This window comes from Streptomyces sp. NPDC013455 (assembly GCF_040632975.1).
GTDB lineage: Bacteria > Actinomycetota > Actinomycetes > Streptomycetales > Streptomycetaceae > Streptomyces.
The window spans coordinates 242,118-266,785 of sequence record NZ_JBEYCX010000007.1 but is presented as its reverse complement, the minus strand read 5'-3'; the positions used below and the strand labels follow the sequence as shown (position 1 = coordinate 266,785).

The window sequence follows — 24,668 nt, the reverse complement described above, 5'->3', positions numbered from 1 at the left end:
ACCGTGACCACCACGACCGACCTGGTGTCGTACGAGGACGCGCTGGCGTCGTACGACCCCGTCATGGGCCTTGAGGTCCATGTCGAACTCGGCACCAAGACCAAGATGTTCTGCGGCTGCTCGACCTCGCTCGGCGCCGACCCGAACACCCAGACCTGCCCGGTCTGCCTCGGCCTGCCCGGCGCGCTCCCGGTCGTCAACGCGACCGGCGTCGAGTCCGCGATCAAGATCGGTCTCGCGCTGAACTGCGAGATCGCCGAGTGGTGCCGCTTCGCCCGGAAGAACTACTTCTATCCGGACATGCCGAAGAACTTCCAGACCTCCCAGTACGACGAGCCGATCGCCTTCGACGGCTACCTCGACGTGCAGCTGGAGGACGGCGAGACCTTCCGCGTGGAGATCGAGCGCGCCCACATGGAGGAGGACACCGGCAAGTCGACGCACGTCGGCGGCGCCACCGGCCGTATCCACGGCGCGTCCCACTCCCTGCTGGACTACAACCGCGCCGGCATCCCGCTGATCGAGATCGTCACCAAGCCGATCGTCGGCGCCGGCGAGCGCGCCCCCGAGGTCGCGAAGGCGTACGTCCGTGAGCTGCGCGAGGTCATCCGTGCCCTCGGCGTGTCCGAGGCCCGCATGGAGATGGGCCAGATGCGCTGCGACGTCAACCTGTCGCTGATGCCCAAGGGCGCCGAGAAGTTCGGCACGCGCAGCGAGACCAAGAACGTCAACTCGCTGCGCTCGGTGGAGCGCGCCGCCCGCTACGAGATCCAGCGCCACGCGGCCGTGCTGTCGTCCGGCGGCACGATCGTCCAGGAGACCCGCCACTTCCACGAGGACACCGGCTCCACCACCTCGGGCCGCGTGAAGGAGGAGGCCGAGGACTACCGGTACTTCCCGGAGCCCGACCTGGTCCCGGTCGCCCCGTCCCGTGAGTGGGTCGAGGAGATCCGCGCGGCCCTGCCGGAGCTGCCGCTGGCCCGCCGTACCCGGCTGCTCGCCGAGTGGGGCATCTCCGCCACCGACATGCAGGCGATCCTCAACGCCGGTGCGCTGGACGCGATCGTCGCCACGATCGACGCCGGTGCCGACGCGGCCGCCGCCCGCAAGTGGTGGATGGGCGAACTGGCGCGCAGCGCCAACGAGTCCGGCAAGGCGCTGGACGAGCTGGCGATCACCCCGCAGCAGGTGGCCCGGGTCACCGAGCTGGTCGCGAAGGGTGACCTCAACGACAAGCTGGCCCGTCAGGTCATCGAGGGCGTCCTCGCGGGCGAGGGCACCCCGGACGAGGTCGTCGAGAAGCGCGGTCTGAAGGTCGTCTCCGACGAGGGTGCGCTGACCACCGCCGTCGAGGAGGCCATCGCCGGCAACCCGGCCATCGCGGACAAGATCCGCGGCGGCAAGGTGGCCGCGGCCGGCGCCCTGGTCGGCGCGGTCATGAAGGCCACCCGCGGCCAGGCCGACGCGGCCCGCGTGAAGGAGCTGATCCTCCAGAAGCTGGGTGTCGAGGAGGGCTGATCCCCGTACCCACCGCGAGGGGGATGCGCCGGCCCCGGTGCATCCCCCTCCGGCATGTCCTCTCCGGAATGCCCCCTCCGGCATGTCCCCTCCGGCATGTCCCCCCGGAGTGCCCCCTCCGGCGTATCCCCCTCGTCGTGTCCGCCCCGGCGCCGGATCAGACGCGGCGCCCCACGACCCGGGCGAAGCCCAGGGTGCGGCCCTGGTCGGCGCGCAGCATCTCGGCGCACCGGCCGGCCATCTCGACGTGCCACTGGTCCGTGCTGTGCCCGGCCACGACCTCGCACCACAGCAGCCACTCGCGCCAGCCGTCGGTCAGCCAGTCGGCCGTCTCGACCTCCACGGCCCCGCTGCGCGTCCAGTGGCGCCGCCACCAGCCGGCGGAGTGGAAGCACCAGTAGGCGGGCTCCCAGAACGGCTTCAGGTGCTCCGGCGGTTCGGCCCCGTCGATCTCCTCCCGCAGTGCCGGTACGACGACCCCGATCCGCCCGCCCGGCCGCAGCAGCCGGGTCAGCGAGGGCAGGTACAGGTCGTCGGTGCCGAAGTACTGGTAGGCGTCGACGGACACGATGGCATCGAACGAGCCCTCGCCGAACGGCAGATCGTGTGCCTCGGCGTGCACGGGCAGCACCTGCCCGGCGACGCCGGCCTCCGCCAGGCGGACGGCGTTCTCGTCGGGCTTGACCCACAGGTCGGCCGCGGTGACCTGGACGCCGTACTCACGGGCCAGGAAGACGGAGGTCATGGCGCGCCCGCAGCCGAGGTCGAGCACCCGGGCGTCCGGGGACAGGCCCTCCAGCCTTAGCGCGGGTGCCAGCCACTCCAGTAGCCACAGGGCGTGCGGGCCCATCTGGTTCTCGATGGTCCAGCGGGCGTCGTAGCGGCTGCTGCGGGGGTACTGCGGGAGGCTGAGGCGGCCGCCGAGGGCGTCGGCCGGGTGCGGTGTCTCGTTCGTCTCGGTCACAAGCATCCATGACTAGCAGCCGGGGAGGAGGCCCCGCACCCGGTTTTCCCGGACGGAGGCGCTACGCTCGCCCGCCATGAGTGGACGTACCGATTCCGGCCCCGAACCGTCGATAGCCGAGGACGGGGAGGAGTACGCCGAGGAGTACGTCGGGGACGCCCGCCGGGCCCGCTGGACCGCGGCCGGCACCGGAGTGCTCCTCTGCCTCGCCGGGCTCGCCGCCGCCCTCCTGCGCCTGACCGGCGCCGCACCGGCCGGGGTCCCCGCCGCCTACGCCCTCGGCGCGGCCGTCTGCGCTCTCGCGGCGGTCCTCGGTTCCCAGGGCCGTACCCGCAGGGCCCTGTGGCTGCTGATCGCGGGGACGATGGTCATGGCGCTCGGGGACCAGTTCGACTGACGGGCCGTGCGCTCCGGCGGAGGGCGCCCGGGCCGTCCCGCACCGCCGCCGCCCTTTCGCGCGTATGCCCACCGGTACGGCGCACGGCCCGCGGACCGCGCCGCGCGTGAGAGGCTCGCCCTGTCCCGCTGGACGAACTGCGGAAGGAAGAGCGGCACGATGTACGCGATATCGCTCGGTGACGGTGCGGAGCTGCGGCCCCTGGAGGTCTGGCACGCCGGGGAGCTCCTCGACAACATCGACCGGGGACGGGAGTTCATCGGCCGGCACATCGGGCTGGCGGACGCGGTGTCCGACGCGGCCGGCGCCCACGCCTGGCTGGCGTCGTACGCCGACAAGCGCGCCGCCGACGCCGGCGGCGTGCACGGCATCTGGCTGGAGGACAAGCTCGTCGGCGGGCTGCTGTTCCGGGTCTGGGACACCCCGAGCGGGGTCTGCGAGGCCGGCTGCTGGCTGGAGCCGGCGGCGGCCGGACGCGGGCTGGTCACCCGCGGTCTGCGGGTGCTGCTCGACTGGGCCTTCGAGGAGCGCGGCATGCACCGGGTGGAGTGGCGGGTGTCCTCGGCCAACCAGCCCAGCATCAACGTGGCCCGGCGGCTCGGCATGACCCGCGAGGGCGTGCTGCGCGAGCTCTCCCCGCACCGCGGGGTGCGCGCCGACATCGAGATCTGGGCGGTGCTCGCGCCGGAGTGGCGTGCCGCACGCGAGCGTGGCGCGCACAGCGAGCGTTAAGAGCCCTCTCAGACAGCGTCCGTACGGTGCCGGGCATGGCAACCAAGACAGCGGAAGGCGCCGCGGCCGGCACCGAGACCGGCCCCGGGGCGCGCACGGACGACGAGACGACGGCGGCAGCCGGCACCACCGAGGGCACCGCGGAGACGGCCCCCGGGGGCACCGCGGAGACGGCCCCCGGGGGCACCGCGGAGACGGCCCCCGGGGGCCCCACGGAGACCGCCGCCGAGGGCACCGGGGGAACTGCCGCCGGTGAGGCCGCCGGTGACGGTGCGGCCGGGGGCGCGGCGCGCGCCGGGGAGACCGCGTCCGCGGGGGCCGGCCAGGGCGCCGGAGCGGGTCAGGGCGCCGGAGCCGTCGTCTCCGTCGTGCTCGGCCTGGTCTCGCTCAGCGGCGGCTGGATCGGCACCGTCGCGTCCGCCCGCGAACAGCTCATCGGCCAGTTGCGGACGTCCTCCACCGCGAGCGTCGCCCGGCAGATCAAGGAGGTCTACGGCGACGCCTGGCACACCACCGCGCTGTGGGCCGGCCTGTTCGCGCTGGCCGCACTGGTCACCGGTGTGGTCGTGCTGGTCAGGCCCGCCTTCGGCACCCCCGGCCGCCCGCAGGCCGCCTGGATCAGGTCGGTCGCCTGGGCCGGCGTCTCGCTCGGCGTCATCGGCCTGGTCCTGGCCGTCCTGAAGTACTCCGACGCGCTGCTCGGCCTGCCCTCGACCGGCTGAGAGACCGCGCCTCACCGGGGCCTTAGGCGATCCGCGAGCACCTCACGGACGCCTAAGGCCCCTTAACGCGCGCGAACGGCCCGCCGGCCGGCCGGAGATGCGGAAACCTCCCGATGTGGCGCACCCCCCTGGGGGACGAGAGTGAGGGTGTCGCGGAAAGCGACGCACGACACCGTCCCTCCCGGAGGAACCGCCATGTACGAGCTCGAACTCCACCGCATCCGGGCCGCCGAACTGCGCCGCGCGGCCCAGCACGACCGTCTGGTACGCGAGGCCGTCCGGCTGCGCCGCGCCGCCCGCGCCGCGCGTGCCGCCCGTGCCGGGCATGCCGACCACGGCGCCCCGGTCGCCGAGCCGCATACCGACCGCCCCCGCCGGCACCGGCTGCCGCGCACCACGTGAGCGCGGGGGCGCGGAGCGGCCGGACGGGGGTCGGCCGCCCACCGGACCAGGGCCGTACGGCGTCCCCGCGGACCCGTACGGCCCTTCCGTCCGGGCCCGCGGCCCGGCCGGCCACCATGGCGGCCGGCGGTACGACCATCACACCGGGACTGTGGAAAACAGGTGCCCGGCCGTCCCGGGCTCGTGCGATGCTCGGGCCCGTGGAGACCAGGTCCGTCAGTCCCGTGTTCGTCGGCCGCACCGACGAGTTGGACACGCTGAACGACGCGCTCGCCCGTGCCGCCGCGGCCGAGCCGCAGGCACTGCTGCTCGGCGGCGAGGCGGGCGTGGGCAAGACGCGCCTCGTCGAGGAGTTCGCCGCGGCCGCGGCCGGCCGCGGTGCCGTCGTCGCCGTCGGCGGCTGCGTGGAGATCGGCGCCGACGGGTTGCCGTTCGCACCCTTCTCCGCCTCGCTGCGCGCCCTGCGGGACGCCCTGCCCGAGGAGTTCGCGGCCGCGGCGGCGGGCCAGGAGGAGGAGCTGGCCCGGCTGCTGCCCGACCTCGGCGAGGCCGGCGCCGGCCGCCACGACGAACAGGGCATGGCCCGTCTCTTCGAGCTCACCGCGCGGCTGCTGGAGCGGGTCGCCGCCGGGCACACCGTCCTGCTCGTCCTGGAGGACCTGCACTGGGCGGACGCCTCCACCCGCCACCTCCTCGCCTACCTCTTCCGCACCCTGCGCGCCGGCCGCCTCCTCGTCCTTGCCACCTACCGCTCCGACGACATCCACCGCCGCCACCCGCTGCGCCCGCTGCTCGCCGAGCTGGACCGGCTGCGCACCGTCCGCCGCCTCGAACTGTCCCGATTCACCCGCGAGGAGGCAGGCCGCCAGATCGCCGGCATCCTCGCCGCCGAACCCGACCCCGCCCAGGTGGACGAGATCTACGAACGCTCCGACGGCAACGCCTTCTTCATCGAGGAGCTCGCCGTCGCCGCCCGCGCCGGCGGGTGCGCCGGTCTCACCGACTCCCTGCGCGACCTGCTCCTGGTCCGGGTCGAGGCGCTGCCCGAGAGCGCCCAGCGGGTCGCCCGGATCGTCGCCGAGGGCGGCTCCACGGTGGAGTACCCGCTGATCGCGGCCGTGGCCCGGGCCACCGAGGACGACCTCATCGAGGCGCTGCGGGCCGCCGTCGGCGCCAACATCCTCACCGTCACCCAGGCCGGCGACGGCTACCGCTTCCGGCACTCCCTGGTCCGCGAGGCCGTCGCCGACGACCTGCTGCCCGGCGAACGCTCCCGGCTCAACCGCCGGTACGCGCAGGCCCTGGAGGCCGACCCGGCCCTCGTCCCCGCCGACGCCCGCGTCATGCGCCTGGCCAGCTACTGGTACCACGCGCACGACGCCGCGAAGGCCCTGCCCGCCGTCCTGGCCGCCTCGGTCGTCGCCCGCCGCCGGCACGCCTACACCGAACAACTCGGGCTGCTGGAACGGGCGATGGAGCTGTGGGACAGCGCCCCGGAGGAGGTGCGCGCCGCCCTGCGCCCGGTCGACTACACCGAGGTCTATCCCCCCTGCGGCTGCGACCCGGCCACCACCCCGCTGCGCTACCTCGACCTGATGGCCGAGGCGGCCGTGGCGGGCCGCTTCGGCGGCGAACGCGAACGCGCCCTGAAGATCACCAAACGGGCCCTGCGCCTCCTGGAGGAGGAGCGGCACGACCCTTCCCCGAGCGGCCGGGAGGGTGCGGGCCAGGGGGACCCGCTGCGCGCCGCCTGGTTCTGGGTGCAGCGCTCCCGGCTGGTCCAGGCCCAGGGCCGCGGTGACGGCTGGAAGGAGCTGGCCACCGCCCAGGACCTGGTCCGGGGCCTGCCGCCGTCGGAAGTGCACGCCGAGGTGCTGGCGGTCGCCGCCAGCTGGTCCATGCAGCACCAACCGGGACCCGAGGCGTTCGCCGCCGCCGAGCGGGCCGTGGAGTACGCGCGGATGGTGGGCGCCCGCGAGACCGAACTGCACGCCCGCCTCACCCTCGGCGGCCTGACGGTCGAGTCCGGCGACCCGGAGGCCGGCCTCGCGCAGATGCGTCAGGTGCTCGCCGACACGCGGGCCGAGGGCATCCATCACGTGGCGGGCCGCGCCTATGTGAACCTGCCGTCCAGGCTCCAGAGCGTCGGCCGGGACCGGGAGGCCGTCCCCCTGCTGCGCGAGGGCATCGACTTCTGCCACCGGTACGGACTGCTGGACTCCCAGGCGTGGGTGTGGGGCAACCTGTCGGACGCGCTCTACGCGCTCGGCCGGTGGGACGAGGCCGCCGAGGCCGCCGCGCACGCCACCCGGGTCGGCCACAGCGCCAAGCCCCGGGGCGCCGGAGCCAAGCGGCTGGCCCACCTCGCCCTGGCCCGCGGCGACCTCGCCGAGGCCGCCGGCCAGCTCGCCGCCGCCCGCGCCGCCTACGGCACCCACGACCCGACGCCCCACCAGTTGCTGCCCCTGACCCGCATCGCCCTGGGCATCGCCGCCGCACAGGGACGCGTCGCCGACGCCCGCGCGGCACTCCTCCCGGCCCTGGACGCCGGGTTCCCGCCCGGCACCCAGCGCTACGCCTGGCCGCTGCTGCGGGCCGCGGCCACCGCCGAGGCCGACGCCCGCACCCTGCCCGCCGCCCAGCCCGGCCGCGCCGAGGCCCTGGAGCGGCTCTCCGCCGCCGTACGGAACCTCACGACCGGGGTCCCCCTGTGGCAGGCGTACGGCCAGTGGACCCGCGCCGAACTGCTCCGGGCGGAAGGCCGGGACACGTCGGGCACCTGGTCCCCGGTGGTCACCGCCTTCGAGTGCCTGGACCGCCCCTACGACCTCGCCCGGGTCCGCCACCGCCTGGCCGGGGCGCTGCTGGCGGAGGGCGGCGACACGGAACGCGACCGCGCGGTGGAGCTGCTCCGGCCGGCATCCGCGACCGCCGCCCACCTCGGGGCCCGCCCCCTCGCCGACGCCGTCACCCGGCTCGCGCAGCGCGCCCGCCTGTCCCTGCCCCACGCCCCGCGGCGGACGCCGGCCCCCACCGACCCGGTCGCGGCGCTCGGCCTCACCAGCCGGGAGCGGGACGTGCTCGGCCTGGTCGCGGCCGGCCGCACCAACCGCCAGATAGCCGAGGAACTGTTCATCTCGCCGAAGACCGCGAGCGTCCACGTCTCCCACATCCTGAGCAAGCTCGGCGTCTCGGGCCGGGGCGAGGCGGCGGCACTGGCCCACCGGCTGGAGCTGTTCCCGGCGCCGGGCCCGGGGGAACGACTCGCGACGGGGTGACGGCCCCCGGCGGCGCGGGGGCGCGGGTCACCTCACCCGGGCCTCCAGCACCCGGTCGTCCCCCTTCGCGGGTGAGCCCCGGCCGTCCGTGTTGCTCGTCACCAGCCACACCTTGTCGCCGCCCGCCGGGACCACCGTGCGCAGGCGGCCGTAGGCGCCGGTGAGGAACGCCTGCGGGGCGGCCGAGGCGGACGTGCCGTTCAGCGGGACGCGCCACAGGCGGCTGCCCTTCAGGCCCGCCATCCAGATCACCCCGTCGACGTAGGCGATGCCGCTGGGAGAGGCGTCGTCGGTGCGCCACTGGGCCAGCGGGTTGCGCAAGGCGGCGTCGGAGGACCTGCCCTCGGCCCGGGGCCAGCCGTAGTTGCCGCCGGGCGCGACCGCGTTCAGCTCGTCCCAGGTGTCCTGGCCGAACTCCGAGGCGAACAGCCGCTGCCGGTCGTCGAAGGCCAGTCCCTGGACGTTGCGGTGGCCGTAGGAGTACACGGGCGAGCGGGGGAAGGGGTTGCCCGGCGCCGGTTCGCCCTCCGGCGTCATGCGCAGGATCTTGCCGCCCAGCGACGTCCGGTCCTGCGCCAGCCCCTCCCGCCCGCTCTCGCCGGTGCCCGCGTAGAGCATGCCGTCCGGACCGAACGTGATCCGGCCGCCGTTGTGCACGAACCCCTTGGGGATGCCCTTGAACACCGTGTCGGGTGCGCCCAGTTGCTCACCGGCCGGTTTCCGCTCGTCGTACAGCACGCGGACGATGCGGTTGTCCGAGGCCGAGGTGAAGTAGGCGTAGATCATGTGGTCCGAGGCGAAGTCGGGGGAGAGGGCGATGCCCAGCAGACCGCCCTCGCCGGCCGGGGAGACGCCGGAGACGGTGCCCAGCTCGGTCTTGCGGCCCGTCTTGTCGTCGACGCGGGTGATCGTGCCCTCGTCCCGGGAGGAGACCAGCAGGCCGCCGCCGGGAAGGGCGGCCAGCCCCCACGGTGTCTTCAGGCCCTCGGCCACCGTGCGCAGCACCTGCACCGACCCCTTGGCCGGCGGCGCGGAGGCGGTGGCGCGCGCGGACGCGCCGGCACCGGCCGGCGTGCCGGTCCGCCGCCCGCCCGGGACGTCACCGTCGCCGGACGTGCAGGCGGCCGTCAGCAGCAGGGCGGTCCCGGCCAGGACGGCCGGCAGGGCTCGACGTCGCACGTTCACGGTCCCTTCGACGCGGTGGCGGAACACCAGGCTCCTCCTTCTCTCTTACACCTCCGGTGCCGCCCGGGTCCCCGGTCCCCGGGAACTCGTCGCGGGAACCTCAGTCCCAGGACCCCTGGGCGGCCGGCAGCCGCGCCACCTCCGCCAGGTCCTCCGGGGTCAGCCGCAGCCCGGCGGCGGCCGCGTTCTGCGCGGCCCAGCGCTCCCGCTTGGTGCCCGGCAGCGCCACCACGTGCCGGCCCTGGGCCAGCACCCAGGCCAGCGCGACCTGGGCCGGCGTGACCTCCGCGCCGTGCCGGCCGGCGATGCGGCGCAGTCCCGCGACGATCGGCTGGTTGGCCGCCATCATCTCGGCGGTGAACCGGGGGTGCCGGGCGCGTACGTCGTCCCGCTCGAAGCCCTCGCCCGGCGTCAGGGTGCCGGTCAGGAAGCCGTTGCCCAGCGGCATCGCCGCCAGGAAGCCCACACCGCGCGCCTCGCACCACGGCAGCAGCGTCCGCAGCGCCTCCGGCGACCACACCGACAGCTCCGCCTGCACCGCGCTCACCGGGAAGACCTGCTGCACCCGCTGCAGCTGCCGCAGCGTCGCGTCGTACAGCCCGGCCCCGCCCGGACGGCGCCCGCCGCGCACCCCCACCGCGCACAGGCCCAGCGCCCGTACCTTCCCGGCGCGCACCAGGTCCGCCATCGCGCCCCAGGTCTCCTCGACCGGCACCTCGGGGTCGGCGCGGTGCAGCTGGTACAGGTCGATCACGTCCGTCTGGAGCCGGCGCAGCGAGGCGTCGCAGGCCCGCCGCACATAGCCGGGGCGGCCGTTGGCCACGATGTGCTGCTCGCCCACCAGCAGTCCGACCTTCGTGGACACGAAGGCGTCCCGGCGCCGCTCCCTGAGTACCCGGCCGAGCAGCAGCTCGTTGGTGAACGGGCCGTACATGTCCGCGGTGTCCAGCAGGTCACAGCCCAGGTCGAGCGCCCGGTGCACGGCTCTGAGCGACTCGTCACCCCGCTGCCGCGATCCGCTGTACGCCCAGCTCATCGGCATGCATCCGAGTCCGACGGCCCCCACCGCGAGCGCCCCCGCGCCGATCGTCCTGCGCTCCACCTGCTCGTAGCCCTCCCTCTGCCCGGCCCCCAACCTAACCTCTGGGCACACATGTGCCTGACATAGCCTCCTGGCATGACTGGAGACGTGTGGCTTCCCATTCCGCCCGAGGAGATCGAAGGGCTGCCCGAGGGGCCCCGGTATCTGTTCTGGGACGGCGGGGACGACGGCGAGCAGCCGTTCCCCGGCGACCCGGCGGAGTGCGCCGTGTACGTGGTGCCGTACATGAAGCGGTGGCCGGTGCGGGCACATCCGCTGACGCGGCTGACCAACGTGCGGGTCATCCAGACACTGACCGCCGGCGTCGACGACATGACCGCACGGCTGTCGGACATCGCGCCGGGCGTGCGGCTGTGCAACGCGCGCGGGGTGCACGAGACCAGCACGGCCGAGCTGGCCCTCACCCTGACCCTGGCGGCGCTGCGCGGCATCCCCGGCTTCGTCCGCGCCCAGCAGCAGGAGCGCTGGGAGGGCGGGTTCCACCCCTCGCTCGCCGACAAGAGCGTCCTGATCGTCGGCTACGGGGCCATCGGTGCCGCCATCGAGGACCGGCTCGCGCCGTTCGAACTCGCGCGGTTGGCGCGCGTCGCGCGCTCCCGGCGCACCACGGCGCGCGGTCTTGTGCATCCGATCACCGATGTGCTTTCACTGCTCCCCGAGGCGGACGTCGTGATCCTCTGCACCCCGCTCACGGAGGCCACGCGCGGCCTCGTCGACGCCGGGTTCCTGGCCCGGATGAAGGACGGCGCGCTGCTCGTGAACGTCGCGCGCGGACCGGTGGTGGACACCGGGGCGCTCCTCGCCGAGCTGGAGCGGGGCCGGATCACCGCGGCCCTGGACGTGACCGACCCCGAGCCGCTGCCGCCGGGCCATCCCCTGTGGCAGGCGCCCGGAGTGCTGATCAGCCCGCATGTCGGCGGGCCGTCGTCGGCCTTCCTGCCGCGCGCCCGGCGGCTGCTCGTGGACCAGTTGACCCGGTGGGTGAACCAGGAGCCGCTGCGAAACGTGATCCTTACGACCGGACCCGAAACCGCGGGAGCAAACGGACGCTGACCGCCGTTTACGCACCCTCCGCAACCTTTCGGGCGCGGTCCGTACCCGCATCCTCGCTGGTCGTCACGGAGCGTAGAGACGCTATGTCCCTGAGTGACGATACTGGTGTATCGTCCCGACAGGGGCTGCGCCGCTGACCGTTCGGCGCCGGGGATGGACATTTCAGATTTGTGAGGGGGGCGACGGGCGATGCACGGCCTATGGACGAACGATCCGACGCGGCGGAGCCGCCGACGGCGACCCTGGCGCACGGCCACGCGCAGGCGCGGCCACCACGCGAGCCATCACAGCCAGCACCAGCGCAGGCACAGCGGTCGTCGCAGGCACACACACCCAGCGCACCGGGACCGGCAGGACCCGGGAGCGGCGCGCACGGGGAGGCCCCGGTGAGCGCGCCGCCCTCGGTCACGACCCCCCTCGACGGAGCGGTGCGCGCACCGCACCCGCACGAGGCGCCGCCGCCCCGCAGGCCGGCCGCCGGCGACGGCGGCCGCCTGCTGGAGCAACTCGTCCTCGCCCTGATCTGCGGTGCCTACGCCGTCGGCGCCGCCTTCGACTGGGGCACGGACGTCATCGCGCTGGTCATGGGCGACTTCGGGCTCAGCGCGGCGGCGGGCACCGCCGCCGTCTCCTGCTTCCTGTACGCCCGCACCCGCCGGGTGCGGTTCCGGTCGGCCTGGCTGCTGTTCGCGCTCTCCTCGGCCATGGCCGCGATGGGCAACGCGGTCTGGGGCTGGTACGAGGTCGTCCTGGGCCGGACCGTGCCCAGCCCCAGCTACGCCGACCTGTTCTTCCTCTGCTTCGCGCCTCCCGCCATCGTGGGCCTGCTGGTGCTCGCCAAGCGGCCGGTGACCCGGGCGGGCTGGATCTGCCTGGGACTCGACGCCTGGCTGATCGGCGGCTCGCTGCTCACCCTCTCGTGGAGCCTGGCGCTCGCCCAGGCGGCCCGGTTCGACGGGTCGAGCGTGGCCCACGCCGCGCTGACGCTGGCGTACCCGCTGCTGGACATCGCGCTCGTCAGCATGGTCCTCGCGCTGCACTTCCGGCGCGCCCCGGGCAACCGCACGGCGGTGAACACCGCGATCGGCGCGCTCGCGCTGACCGTGATGTGCGACGCCCTGTTCACCTCGCCGCTGCTGCACAGCAGTTACCGCTCGGGGCAGCTGCTGGACGCGGGCTGGTTCGCCGGCTCGCTGCTGCTCGCCTACGCGCCCTGGGCGGCCCCCCGGCACCCGGGCGCCCGGGAGGCGCGCGCGGGCGCAGGGCACACGCGCGTGGTCCACGAGCACGTGCCGGGCCAGCGGAGCACGGGCCACCACCTGCTCGCGCCCGTGCCCGGGGGCGAGCGCAGCCGGTACCCGGCCGGCCGGCCGCTCACCGGTTCCCTGGCCGCCCTCACCCCGTACCTCGCCGCGGCCGTGTGCACCCTGGGCATCCTGTACAACGTCCTCAACGGCCGCCGGCCCGACCACGTGGTGCTGATCACGGCAGGTGCCGTGGTGCTGGCACTCGTCATCCGGCAGGGCATCATGCTGCTGGACAACATCACCCTCACCCAGGAACTGGCGCAGAAGGAGAACCACTTCCGCTCCCTGGTGCAGGGCTCCAGCGACGTCATCATGATCGCCGCGCCGAACGGCATCCTCCGGTACGTCTCCCCGGCCGCCGCGGGTGTCTACGGCCGGCCCGCCGAGGAACTGGTGGGCACCGAACTGGCCGGCCTGATCCACCCCGAGGACCTCGGCTGCGTGGTGCACGAGGTGCGCCGCTTCCTCGCCGCCAGCCCGCTCGAAGAGCCCACCACGCGCATCGAGTGCCGGTTCCGCTCCGGCGACGGCGGCTGGCTCAACGTCGAGTCGACCGTCAACCGCCACCACGGCGGGCTGATCTTCAACAGCCGGGACGTGACCGAGAGGGTGCGCCTCCAGGCGCAGCTGCAGCACAACGCCGAACACGACCCCCTCACCGACCTGCCCAACCGCGCGCTGTTCACCAAGCGCGTCCAGCAGGCGCTGTCCGGCCGCCGCGCCACCGACCGGGGCGCCGCCCTGCGCGGTACGGCGGTGCTCTTCATCGACCTCGACGGCTTCAAGGCCGTCAACGACACGATCGGCCACCAGGCCGGCGACGAACTGCTCGTCCAGGCCGCCCGCAGACTCCAGGACGCGGTCCGGCAGGGGGACACGGCCTCCAGGCTGGGCGGCGACGAGTTCGCCGCCCTGATCGCCGGGGACGGCACCCGGGACCGGACCGCCCGGGAGCGGAACATCCTGGAACTCGCCGACCGCCTCAGGACGACCCTCTCCCAGCCGTACGCCATCGACGGCAACGACGTCCGGGTCAACGCCTCCATCGGCGTGGCCTTCGCCGAACCGGGCCTCGGCGCGGGCGAACTGCTGCGCAACGCCGACCTCGCGATGTACCGCGCGAAGTCGGCCGGAAAAGGCCGGGTCGAGCTGTACCGGCCGCAGATGCAGCAGGACGTCGTACGCAAGGCGGAGCTCGCCACGCGCCTGCGCGCCGCACTGCACGACGGCGAGTTCACGCTGCTGCACCAGCCCGTGGTGAGCCTCGACGACGGCCGGGTCACGGCCCTGTCCGCCCAGGCGCGCTGGCGCTCCTCGCAGGGGGTGCTGTTCACGCCGGCGGAGTTCCTGCGGGTGGCCGAGGACGGCGACAAGACGGCCGAACTGGACCGCTGGATACTCCAGGAGGCCGTGGAGCGGGCGGCCGAGCGGGCCGCGACCGGACTCGTCACCCCGGTGGCGGTCCAGTTGAGCGCCCGGCGGCTGCTGGACCGCTCGACGCCGCTGCACTCGGTGGAGGCGCTGCTGACCCGGCACGGGCTGCCGCCCGGCGCACTGGTCGTCGAGCTGGCCGACACCGACCCCCGGGTCTGCCTGGAGGAGCTGGAGCGCCGGCTGACCACGCTCAGCCGGCTCGGCGTGCGGATCGCGCTCGACGGCCTGGGCAGCGGCCACGCGGCCATCACGGCCCTGCGGCGGCTGCCCGTGGACATCCTCAAGCTCGACCGCAGCCTGGTCGAGGGCGTGGTCGAGTCCGCGCGGCTGCACAAGATCACCAGCGGTCTGCTGCGGATCGCCGGAGATCTCGGGCTCCAGTCGGTCGCCGAGGGCGTGGACCTGCCCGAGCAGGTGGTCACGCTGCGCGCGATGGGCTGCACCCACGGGCAGGGTATGGCGTTCGCCGGTCCGCTGGAGGAGTACCGGCTGCGCCGGGCGCTCGGATCCGGCCACTACCCGGTGCCGCACGCCCCGGCCGAGCCCGCCTTCGCGGGCAGTGCGCGAGAGCCGCAGGGGGTGTACACAGGGGGTGTTCCCGCTGTCCTCGGAGGCGGCAGTGCCCGTCGCTCACATTCTGAGACTCCCGTCCCACCTACTTGACACGTGGTGCGTGCCGGGGGGAGGGTCAGTGCCATGCGCACCCGAATTCTCGTACTTGGACAGCGCGTCGGCTGAGCTGGGAACCACCGGAGGACGATCCGGAATCCCCAGCGACCTCACCGGCGCGCTCCCCTCGCTTGCCTTGCGGCACGAGGGGTTTTTTGTTGCACGAGTGCCTTTCGTGCAACGCGTTCACCCCGCCCGAACCTCGCAAAAACCCTCAGCATCGAGAAGAGAATGCCGATGACCGAGCAGGCCACCGGGGCCCACCATCCGCAGCCGCGGCCCCGTTCCGGAGGACAGCAGTCCGCCCCCGTCGAGCACGTCACGGGTGCGCAGTCCCTCATCCGCTCCCTCGAGGAGGTCGGCGCGGACACGGTATTCGGCATTCCCGGCGGTGCGATCCTGCCCGCCTACGACCCGCTGATGGACTCCACCCGGGTGCGCCACGTGCTGGTCCGGCACGAGCAGGGCGCGGGCCACGCCGCCACCGGCTACGCGCAGGCCACCGGCAGGGTCGGCGTCTGCATGGCCACCTCCGGACCGGGCGCCACCAACCTGGTCACGCCGATCGCCGACGCGCACATGGACTCGGTGCCGCTGGTCGCGATCACCGGCCAGGTCGCCTCCTCCTCGATCGGCACGGACGCCTTCCAGGAGGCCGACATCGTCGGCATCACCATGCCGATCACCAAGCACAACTTCCTGGTCACCAAGGCCGAGGACATCCCGCGGGTGATCGCGCAGGCGTTCCACATCGCCTCCACCGGCCGCCCCGGCCCGGTCCTGGTCGACATCTCCAAGGACGCGCTGCAGGCGAAGACCACCTTCTCCTGGCCGCCCGTGATGGACCTGCCCGGCTACCGGCCGGTGACCAAGCCGCACGCCAAGCAGATCCGCGAGGCCGCCAAGCTGATCACCGCCGCCAGGCGGCCCGTCCTCTACGTCGGCGGCGGCGTCCTCAAGGCCGGGGCCACGGCCGAGCTGAAGGTCCTCGCCGAGCTGACCGGCGCGCCGGTCACCACGACCCTGATGGCACTCGGCGCCTTCCCCGACAGCCACCCGCTGCACGTGGGCATGCCCGGCATGCACGGCAGCGTCGCCGCGGTCACCGCGCTGCAGAAGGCCGACCTGATCGTGGCCCTCGGTGCCCGCTTCGACGACCGCGTCACCGGCAAGCTGGACAGCTTCGCCCCCTACGCCAAGATCGTCCACGCGGACATCGACCCCGCGGAGATCGGCAAGAACCGGGCCGCGGACGTGCCGATCGTCGGTGACGCCCGCGAGGTCATCGCCGACCTGGTCCAGGCCGTGCAGAAGGAGCACAGCGAGGGCCACCAGGGCGACTACAGCGCCTGGTGGAGCGACCTGAACCGGTGGCGCGAGACCTACCCGCTCGGCTACGACCTGCCGGACGACGGCTCGCTCTCCCCGCAGCAGGTCATCGAGCGCATCGGCCAACTCGCCCCCACCGGCACGATCTTCGCGGCGGGCGTCGGCCAGCACCAGATGTGGGCCGCGCACTTCGTCCAGTACGAGAAGCCCGCCACCTGGCTGAACTCCGGCGGTGCCGGAACGATGGGCTACGCGGTCCCGGCCGCGATGGGCGCCAAGGCCGGCGTGCCGGACCAAATGGTCTGGGCGATCGACGGCGACGGCTGCTTCCAGATGACCAATCAGGAGCTGACCACCTGCGCCCTGAACAACATCCCGATCAAGGTCGCCATCATCAACAACGGCGCCCTCGGGATGGTCCGCCAGTGGCAGACCCTGTTCTACAACCAGCGCTACTCCAACACCGTGCTCCACAGCGGCCCGGACGACGTCAACCCCGAGGCCAGGGGCACGCGGGTGCCGGACTTCGTGAAGCTGTCCGAGGCGATGGGCTGCGTGGGCCTGCGCTGCGAGCGCCCGGAGGACCTGGACAAGGTCATCGAGGAGGCCAACTCCATCAACGACCGCCCGGTCGTCGTCGACTTCATCGTCCACGAGGACGCGATGGTCTGGCCGATGGTCGCCGCCGGCACCTCCAACGACGAGATCATGGCCGCCCGGGACGTCCGCCCCGACTTCGGCGACAACGAAGACGACTGACTTTCAACAGGCAAGGAAGAGCAGAACACCATGTCCAAGCACACGCTCTCCGTCCTGGTGGAGAACACGCCGGGCATCCTCGCCCGTATCGCCGCCCTGTTCTCCCGGCGCGGCTTCAACATCGACTCGCTCGCGGTCGGTGTCACCGAGCACCCCGACATCTCCCGCATCACCATCGTGGTGAACGTCGAGGACCTGCCGCTGGAGCAGGTGACCAAGCAGCTCAACAAGCTCGTCAACGTGCTCAAGATCGTCGAGCTGGAGCCCGGCCAGGCCGTCCAGCGCGAACTCGTCCTGGTGAAGGTCCGCGCCGACAACGAGACCCGCTCCCAGATCGTGGAGATCGTCCAGCTGTTCCGCGCCAAGACCGTGGACGTCTCCCCGGAGGCCGTGACCATCGAGGCCACCGGCTCCACCGACAAGCTGTCCGCCATGCTCAAGATGCTGGAGCCCTACGGCATCAAGGAACTGGTCCAGTCCGGCACGATCGCGATCGGCCGTGGCGCGCGATCGATCACGGACCGCTCGCTGCGCGCGCTGGACCGATCTGCGTAAGGCTGAAAACGGGCGGCAGGTGAAGCGCCGGTCGCCCGTATGCCGAGACCCCCGAACTTCCCTTCCCCCCACCGGCATACGGTGGGACGCACAACCTGCACACCAAGGAGAGAACCCAAAGTGGCCGAGCTGTTCTACGACGCTGACGCCGACCTGTCCATCATCCAGGGCCGCAAGGTCGCGGTCATCGGCTACGGCAGCCAGGGCCACGCCCACGCGCTGTCGCTGCGTGACTCCGGTGTCGACGTGCGTGTCGGTCTGCACGAGGGCTCCAAGTCCAAGGCCAAGGCCGAGGAGCAGGGCCTGCGCGTGGTGACCCCGGCCGAGGCCGCCGCCGAGGCCGACGTCATCATGATCCTGGTCCCGGACCCGATCCAGGCCCAGGTCTACGAGGAGTCCATCGCCCCGAACCTGAAGGACGGCGACGCGCTGTTCTTCGGCCACGGCTTCAACATCCGCTTCGGCTTCATCAAGCCCCCGGCCGGCGTCGACGTCGCCATGGTCGCCCCGAAGGGCCCGGGCCACCTGGTCCGCCGCCAGTACGAGGAGGGCCGCGGCGTGCCGTGCATCGCCGCCGTCGAGCAGGACGCCTCCGGCAACGCCTTCGCGCTGGCCCTGTCGTACGCCAAGGGCATCGGCGGCACCCGCGCCGGCGTCATCAAGACCACCTTCACCGAGGAGACCGAGACCGACCTCTTCGGCGAGCAGGCCGTGCTGTGCGGTGGCACCGCGGCCCTGGTCAAGGCGGGCTTCGAGACCCTGACCGAGGCCGGCTACCAGCCGGAGATCGCCTACTTCGAGTGCCTGCACGAGCTGAAGCTGATCGTGGACCTCATGTACGAGGGCGGCCTGGAGAAGATGCGCTGGTCGGTCTCCGAGACCGCCGAGTGGGGCGACTACGTCACCGGTCCGCGGATCGTCACGGACGCCACCAAGGCCGAGATGAAGAAGGTCCTCGCCGAGATCCAGGACGGCACGTTCGCCCGGAACTGGATGGACGAGTACCACGGCGGTCTGAAGAAGTACAACGAGTACAAGCAGCAGGACTCCGAGCACCTGCTGGAGACCACCGGCAAGCAGCTGCGCAAGCTGATGTCGTGGGTGAACGAGGAGGCGTGAGCCTCGTGGCACAGGGGCCGGGGCACACTGCTCCGGCCCCTGTTGTCCACCCCGTCCAGCCACGGACGGGTGATCCTTACGCGGCGGCGTAATGCGACACCCGCCCCGCCACTACACTTCTCAACAACACGCGTCAGGCCCACAGCGTCGTGCGTCTTCCGCGGCTAGCCCCTCCTCCGCCTGCGGCCGTCGGGACGGCCGTCCGCATCGCACATGTGAGGACCCACGTGAGCTCGTACCCCAGTCAAAAAGCCACGGTACTCATCGCTGAAGAGCTGTCGCCTGCCACCGTCGACGCACTCGGTCCGGACTTCGAGATCCGGCACTGCAACGGAGCGGACCGCTCCGAGCTGCTCCCGGCCATCGCCGACGTGGACGCGATCCTGATCCGTTCGGCCACCAAGGTCGACGCCGAGGCCATCGCCGCGGCCAAGAAGCTCAAGGTCGTCGCCCGGGCCGGCGTCGGCCTGGACAACGTCGACGTCTCCGCCGCCACCAAGGCCGGCGTGATGGTCGTCAACGCCCCGACCTCCAACATCGTGACCGCCGCCGAGCTGGCCTGCGGTCTCATCCTCGCCACCGCCCGCAACATCCCGCAGGCCAACGCCGCGCTGAAGAACGGCGAGTGGAAGCGCAGCAAGTACACGGGCGTCGAGCTGGCCGAGAAGACGCTGGGCGTGGTGGGCCTGGGCCGCATCGGTGCCCTCGTCGCGCAGCGCATGTCGGCCTTCGGCATGAAGGTCGTCGCCTACGACCCCTACGTGCAGCCCGCGCGGGCCGCGCAGATGGGCGTCAAGGTGCTGTCGCTGGACGAGCTGCTGGAGGTCTCCGACTTCATCACCGTCCACCTGCCCAAGACCCCCGAGACCCTCGGCCTGATCGGCGACGAGGCGCTGCGCAAGGTCAAGCCGGGTGTCCGGATCGTCAACGCGGCCCGTGGCGGCATCGTGGACGAGGCGGCGCTGTACGCGGCGCTGAAGGAGGGCCGGGTCGCCGGCGCCGGCCTCGACGTCTACGCCAAGGAGCCGTGCACCGACTCCCCGCTGTTCGAGCTGGACCAGGTCGTCTGCACCCCCCACCTCGGCGCGTCGACGGACGAGGCGCAGGAGAAGGCCGGTATCGCCGTCGCGAAGTCGGTCCGCCTCGCCCTCGCCGGCGAGCTGGTGCCGGACGCGGTCAACGTGCAGGGCGGTGTCATCGCCGAGGACGTCAAGCCGGGTCTGCCGCTCGCCGAGCGCCTTGGCCGGATCTTCACCGCGCTCGCCGGTGAGGTCGCGGTCCGCCTGGACGTCGAGGTCTACGGCGAGATCACCCAGCACGACGTGAAGGTGCTGGAGCTGTCGGCGCTCAAGGGCGTCTTCGAGGACGTCGTGGACGAGACGGTGTCGTACGTCAACGCGCCGCTGTTCGCGCAGGAGCGCGGGGTCGAGGTGCGGCTGACCACCAGCTCCGAGTCGGCGGACCACCGTAACGTGGTGACCGTGCGCGGCACCCTCGCCGACGGCGAGGAGGTGTCGGTCTCCGGCACCCTGGCCGGCCCGAAGCACGTCCAGAAGATCGTCGCGGTCGGCGACTACGACGTCGACCTCGCGCTGGCGGACCACATGGCCGTGCTGCGCTACGAGGACCGCCCCGGTGTCGTCGGCACCGTCGGCCGCATCCTCGGCGAGGCGGGCATCAACATCGCCGGTATGCAGGTGGCCCGCGCGGCGGCGGGCGGCGAGGCGCTGGCCGTCCTGACCGTCGACGACACGGTGTCCTCCGGCGTGCTGGCCGAGGTCGCCTCCGAGATCGGCGCGACCTCCGCCCGGTCGGTCAACCTGGTCTGACGCACCGCGCGCGACACGCCGGACGGGCCGGGATTACCCGGCCCGTCCGGCGTTTCGCCAGTGCTCCCGGTCCGCCACCGCGCGGACCGCGCGGCGGTCAGAGCCGTGTCCGTTTCAGGGCCATGTGCAGCAGCAGCCGGTCCTCGCCGTCGTCCAGGTCGAGGCCGGTGAGCTGCTCGACGCGGGACAGCCGGTAGTACAGCGTCTGCCGGTGGATGCCCAGCTCGGACGCTGTGCGGCCGGCCTGGCCCGCGCAGTCCAGGTAGACCTCGGCCGTGCGGGCCAGTTCCCGCTGCGCGGGGGAGAGCAGCGGGCCGAGCACGCGGTCGTGGGCGGCCTCCGGCGGCAGCGCGGTCAGCAGCCGGTACGCCCCGATCCGCGCCCACTCGGCGACCGGCGCGAACCGCGGCTCGGCCAGCGCGGCGCGCGCCGCGGCGGCGGCCTCCTGCCACACCGTCCCCAGGTCGGTCAGCCCGACCCGGCCCTCGCCCACCCCGGCGGCGTATCCGGCGCCCCCCGCCCGGGCCGGTCCGGTGACGCCGGCCGCGGCCGCCGCGGCCACCCGGGCGCCGGCCCCGCGCGCCGCACCGGCCCCCCTCGCCCCTTCCGCCTCCTTCAGCAGCCGTGCGGCCGCCGCCAGCGCGGGGGTGCTCAGCTCCGCGGTCCGCAGCCGGACGAGCACGGCGAGGCTCTGCCCCGTCGCGCCCCACGGAAGCGTGCACAGCGCCGTGGCGTGCGGGATCGTACGGGCCGCCGGGGCGTCGTCCGGGTCGGCGGACGGCCAGGGCGCGACACAGACCAGCGTGTGCGGACCGTCCGCGCGGGGCCCGAGGGCGGTGCGCAGGTCGGCCACGGCCATGTCCCGCTGCCAGCCGCTCTCCGCGGTGAGCACCGCCCGCAGCTCCCGGCTCAGCTCCGCGCCGGCCTCCGCCTCGTCCGCCAGCAGCGCGCCGATCCGGCCGGCCACCCCCATGGCGGCGGACAGCTGGGCGTCGGTGGGCCCCGGGTCGCCGTCCAGCAGCCAGACGTAGCCGAGGACGACCCCCCGGTGCCGGGCCGGCAGGCAGATCCGGCCGCGGTAGACACCGGCCCCGGGGCTCGGCGGGATGCGGACCGGTCCGGTGGCGCGGGTGATGCCGAAGCCCTCGAACCAGGTTCGCACCGTCGCCGTGGAGCGCCGGGTCAGGATCGAGCGGGTGCGCACCGGGTCCAGCGCGGAGGGGTCCAGCTCGTCCTCGCTGTCGTAGGCGCCGAAGGCGATCAGCTCGAAGTCGCGGTTCTCCAGGGTCGCCGGGACGCCCAGCAGCTCCGAGATCTCGTCCACCAGCTCCTGGTAGTCGCCCGCGCGGCGAAAGGAAGCAGCATCGGCCTTCACCCGGGCATTCTCCCGCACTTTCCGGCCGCCCTCATACATCTGTCTGAGATCTGGGGCACGGATGCGTGACAGCTGTCGATGGCCCACGATCGGAGAGATCCTTAGGTTTCACGGTGGTTCTCCGTGCCGTACCCGAATGGTCGGGTATCGGCCTACTTGGTTCTTGTTGTGGAGGTGCCCCGTGCTGGGTCCCGTGATTCTCGCCGCGTCGCGCAGCGACCGGATGCGACGCCTGATCTCGGCGGCCCCGGTGACCAAGCAGGTCGTCGACCGCTTCATCCCCGGCGAGACCGTCGACGACATCGTGCCGATCGTCAAGGACCTGACGGCCAAGGGTCTGGAGCTGACGATGGACGTCGTCGGCGAGGACATCACCACCCCGGAGCAGGCCGGTGCCGCCCGGGACGCCTACCTGGCGCTGATCGACCACCTTGCGGAGCTGCGGCTCGGCGAGCGCGTCGAGATGTCGGTCAAGCTGTCCATGTTCGGCCAGGCGCTGGAGGGCGGCCACGAACTGGCCCTCGCCAACGTCCGCCCGGTCGTCGAGGCGGCCGCCGCCATCGGTACGACGGTGACGCTCGACGCCGAGGACCACACCACCCTCGACTCGATGTTCGCCATCCACGAGGAGCTGCGGAAGGACTTCCCGCAGACCGGCTGCGTGATCCAGGCCTACCTCTTCCGCACCGAGGCCGACGCCCGGCGCCTGGCGGAGTCCGGCAGCCGTGTCCGCCTGGTCAAGGGCGCCTACAAGGAGCCCGCCGAGGTCGCCTACCAGCAGAAGCACGAGATCGACAAGGCGTACGTCCGGGTCCTGCGGATCCTGATGGAGGGCGAGGGGTACCCGATGATCGGGTCCCACGACCCGCGTCTGATCGCCATCGCTCAGGAGCTCGCGCACCAGGCCGGGCGCAAGCTGGACGAGTACGAGTTCCAGATGCTGTACGGCATCCGCGGCGAGGAGCACCTGCGGCTGGCCGCGGAGGGCCACCGCATGCGCGTCTACACCGCCTACGGCACCGACTGGTACGGCTACTTCATGCGCCGTCTGGCGGAGAAGCCGGCCAACCTGCGCTTCTTCCTCCGTTCGATGGTCAGCAAGGGCTGAGCCCGCAACACCCGCTCACGTACAAGGAGTCCGGATCTCATGGACGCTGTGACCCAGGTCCCCACCCCCGTCAACGAGCCGGTGCACGGCTACGCCCCCGGCTCGCCCGAGCGCGCCCGGCTGGAGGTCAAGCTCAAGGAGCTGGCCGACAACCCGATCGACCTGCCGATGACCATCGGCGGCGAGAAGCGGATGGGCGGCGGCGAGACCATCCAGGTGGTCCAGCCGCACAACCACAAGGCCGTCATCGGCACCCTGCGCAACGCCACCCAGCAGGACGCGCGGGACGCCATCGACGCGGCCCTGGCCGCCGCCCCGGCCTGGCGCGCGATGGCCTTCGACGACCGCGCCGCGATCATCCTGCGCGCCGCCGAGCTGCTGGCCGGCCCGTGGCGCGAGACCATCGCCGCCTCCACCATGCTCGGCCAGTCCAAGACCGCCCAGCAGGCCGAGATCGACACGCCCTGTGAGCTCGTCGACTTCTGGCGCTTCAACGTCCACTACGCCCGCCAGATCATCGCCGAGCAGCCGCCGGCGAACTCCCCGGGTGTGTGGAACCGCCTGGACCACCGCCCGCTGGAGGGCTTCGTCTACGCGATCACGCCGTTCAACTTCTCGGCGATCGCGGGCAACCTGCCCACCGCCCCGGCCCTGATGGGCAACGTGGTGGTCTGGAAGCCGTCCCCGACGCAGACTCACGCGGCCGTCCTCCTCATGCAGCTGCTGGAGGAGGCGGGCCTGCCCAAGGGCGTCATCAACCTCGTCACCGGCGACGGCATCGAGGTCTCCAAGGTCGCCCTCGAACACCGCGACCTGGCCGGCATCCACTTCACCGGCTCGACCAAGACCTTCCAGTACCTGTGGAAGACGGTCGGCAACAACATCGAGAAGTACCGCTCCTACCCCCGCCTGGTCGGCGAGACCGGCGGCAAGGACTTCCTGGTCGCCCACCCGAGCGCCGACCGCGCGATCCTCAAGACGGCCCTCACCCGGGGCGCCTTCGAGTACCAGGGCCAGAAGTGCAGCGCCACCTCCCGCGCCTACATCCCGGCGTCGATCTGGAACTCGGGCTTCAAGGAGGAGTTCGCGGCCGAGGTCGACTACCTCACCATGGGTGACGTCACGGACCTGTCCAACTTCCTGGGCGCCGTGATCGACGACCGCGCCTTCGCCAAGAACAAGGCCGCGATCGACCGCGCCAAGGCGGACCCGACCTGCACGATCGTGGCCGGCGGCAGCTACGACGACTCGGTCGGCTACTTCGTCCGCCCGACCGTCATCGAGTGCACCGACCCGGAGAACGAGGTCTTCACGACCGAGTACTTCGGCCCGATCCTCGCCGTGCACGTCTACGAGGACGACGAGTACGACCGGATGCTGGAGCAGATGGAGTCGGTCTCCGACTACGCCCTGACCGGCTCGGTCATCGCCAACGACCGCGCGGCGGCCGCGTACACGATGGAGAAGCTGCGCTTCGCCGCGGGCAACTTCTACATCAACGACAAGTCGACCGGCGCCGTCGTCGGCCAGCAGCCCTTCGGCGGCGGCCGTGCCTCCGGCACCAACGACAAGGCCGGCGCCCCCCAGAACCTCCTGCGCTGGACGCTGACCCGCGCCATCAAGGAGACCCTGGTCCCGCCGACCGACTACACCTACCCGCACATGGGCTGACGCCCGAGCGGCACCCCTCGGCCGAGGGCCGGGTCGGCGGCGAAGCACTTCGCCGTGGCCCGGCCCTCGGCCGCTCCCGGCCCTCGGCGCCCCGAAGGCGGTCGCCCCGGAGAGCCGGACCGGTCACGGGAGAGCCCTCCGGCCGACGACGCCCGTCGGC

Annotated in this window: 18 protein-coding genes; 14 read left to right on the top strand and 4 right to left on the bottom strand. The window is 72.9% G+C overall.

Annotated elements, in window-relative coordinates:
• The first annotated feature begins 3 nt into the window (after window positions 1-3).
• Window positions 4-1,518: an Asp-tRNA(Asn)/Glu-tRNA(Gln) amidotransferase subunit GatB gene (gene gatB / locus ABZ576_RS14725; RefSeq protein WP_360739900.1), complete on the top strand. Its 1,515-nt coding sequence runs from the start codon at window positions 4-6 to the stop codon at window positions 1,516-1,518.
• Between the two features lie 157 nt (window positions 1,519-1,675).
• Here the strand turns inward: gatB and ABZ576_RS14720 are convergent, their stop codons facing one another.
• The gene (locus tag ABZ576_RS14720; RefSeq protein ID WP_360739898.1) at window positions 1,676-2,482 is read right to left on the bottom strand and encodes a methyltransferase domain-containing protein; all 807 of its coding nucleotides are present in this window, start codon (window positions 2,480-2,482) and stop codon (window positions 1,676-1,678) included.
• Window positions 2,483-2,558: 76 nt separating this feature from the next.
• Here ABZ576_RS14720 and ABZ576_RS14715 point away from each other — a divergent pair, with 76 nt between their 5' ends.
• From ABZ576_RS14715 to ABZ576_RS14695, 5 genes are all read left to right on the top strand, one after another.
• On the top strand, window positions 2,559-2,879 hold the full coding sequence (locus ABZ576_RS14715) for a hypothetical protein (protein ID WP_360739896.1): 321 nt from the start codon (window positions 2,559-2,561) through the stop codon (window positions 2,877-2,879).
• 159 nt (window positions 2,880-3,038) lie between these two features.
• Window positions 3,039-3,611 (top strand): GNAT family protein, encoded by a 573-nt coding sequence (locus ABZ576_RS14710; protein ID WP_360739893.1) that lies wholly within the window; start codon window positions 3,039-3,041, stop codon window positions 3,609-3,611.
• A 35-nt stretch (window positions 3,612-3,646) separates the two neighbouring features.
• A complete protein-coding gene (locus ABZ576_RS14705; protein ID WP_360739891.1) occupies window positions 3,647-4,333 on the top strand; it encodes a hypothetical protein in 687 nt (228 codons plus the stop codon).
• Window positions 4,334-4,528: 195 nt separating this feature from the next.
• A complete protein-coding gene (locus ABZ576_RS14700) occupies window positions 4,529-4,735 on the top strand; it encodes a hypothetical protein (RefSeq protein ID WP_360739889.1) in 207 nt (68 codons plus the stop codon).
• A 188-nt stretch (window positions 4,736-4,923) separates the two neighbouring features.
• A complete protein-coding gene (locus tag ABZ576_RS14695; protein ID WP_360739887.1) occupies window positions 4,924-8,013 on the top strand; it encodes an AAA family ATPase in 3,090 nt (1,029 codons plus the stop codon).
• Between the two features lie 27 nt (window positions 8,014-8,040).
• Here the strand turns inward: ABZ576_RS14695 and ABZ576_RS14690 are convergent, their stop codons facing one another.
• Together ABZ576_RS14690 and ABZ576_RS14685 are read right to left on the bottom strand one after the other, a co-directional pair.
• Window positions 8,041-9,177 carry a PQQ-dependent sugar dehydrogenase gene (locus ABZ576_RS14690; RefSeq protein ID WP_360740068.1) on the bottom strand — a complete coding sequence of 379 codons (1,137 nt, stop codon included), beginning with the start codon at window positions 9,175-9,177 and terminating at the stop codon, window positions 8,041-8,043.
• Between the two features lie 121 nt (window positions 9,178-9,298).
• Window positions 9,299-10,300: an aldo/keto reductase gene (locus tag ABZ576_RS14685; protein WP_360739884.1), complete on the bottom strand. Its 1,002-nt coding sequence runs from the start codon at window positions 10,298-10,300 to the stop codon at window positions 9,299-9,301.
• Between the two features lie 75 nt (window positions 10,301-10,375).
• Between ABZ576_RS14685 and ABZ576_RS14680 the strand changes: the two genes are divergently transcribed.
• The 6 genes from ABZ576_RS14680 (at window position 10,376) to serA (ending at window position 20,354) form a co-directional block, all read left to right on the top strand.
• Complete coding sequence (locus ABZ576_RS14680) at window positions 10,376-11,353, top strand: 2-hydroxyacid dehydrogenase (RefSeq protein ID WP_360739881.1); 978 nt, start codon at window positions 10,376-10,378, stop codon at window positions 11,351-11,353.
• Between the two features lie 386 nt (window positions 11,354-11,739).
• Window positions 11,740-14,757: an EAL domain-containing protein gene (locus ABZ576_RS14675; RefSeq protein ID WP_360739878.1), complete on the top strand. Its 3,018-nt coding sequence runs from the start codon at window positions 11,740-11,742 to the stop codon at window positions 14,755-14,757.
• A gap of 243 nt (window positions 14,758-15,000) precedes the next feature.
• Complete coding sequence (locus ABZ576_RS14670; protein ID WP_360739875.1) at window positions 15,001-16,851, top strand: acetolactate synthase large subunit; 1,851 nt, start codon at window positions 15,001-15,003, stop codon at window positions 16,849-16,851.
• 30 nt (window positions 16,852-16,881) lie between these two features.
• Window positions 16,882-17,406 (top strand): acetolactate synthase small subunit, encoded by a 525-nt coding sequence (gene ilvN, locus ABZ576_RS14665; RefSeq protein WP_360739872.1) that lies wholly within the window; start codon window positions 16,882-16,884, stop codon window positions 17,404-17,406.
• Window positions 17,407-17,526: 120 nt separating this feature from the next.
• A complete protein-coding gene (gene ilvC / locus ABZ576_RS14660) occupies window positions 17,527-18,525 on the top strand; it encodes a ketol-acid reductoisomerase (protein WP_360739869.1) in 999 nt (332 codons plus the stop codon).
• 227 nt (window positions 18,526-18,752) lie between these two features.
• Window positions 18,753-20,354, top strand: a complete 1,602-nt coding sequence (serA, locus tag ABZ576_RS14655; RefSeq protein ID WP_360739866.1) for a phosphoglycerate dehydrogenase — start codon at window positions 18,753-18,755, stop codon at window positions 20,352-20,354.
• 97 nt (window positions 20,355-20,451) lie between these two features.
• Here the strand turns inward: serA and ABZ576_RS14650 are convergent, their stop codons facing one another.
• Complete coding sequence (locus ABZ576_RS14650; RefSeq protein WP_360739864.1) at window positions 20,452-21,768, bottom strand: helix-turn-helix domain-containing protein; 1,317 nt, start codon at window positions 21,766-21,768, stop codon at window positions 20,452-20,454.
• A 142-nt stretch (window positions 21,769-21,910) separates the two neighbouring features.
• Between ABZ576_RS14650 and ABZ576_RS14645 the strand changes: the two genes are divergently transcribed.
• A complete protein-coding gene (locus ABZ576_RS14645; RefSeq protein ID WP_360739862.1) occupies window positions 21,911-22,837 on the top strand; it encodes a proline dehydrogenase family protein in 927 nt (308 codons plus the stop codon).
• Window positions 22,838-22,876: 39 nt separating this feature from the next.
• Entirely contained in the window at window positions 22,877-24,508 is a 1,632-nt protein-coding gene (gene pruA, locus ABZ576_RS14640; RefSeq protein ID WP_360739860.1) for an L-glutamate gamma-semialdehyde dehydrogenase, read from the top strand.
• The last annotated feature ends 160 nt before the right edge of the window (window positions 24,509-24,668 follow it).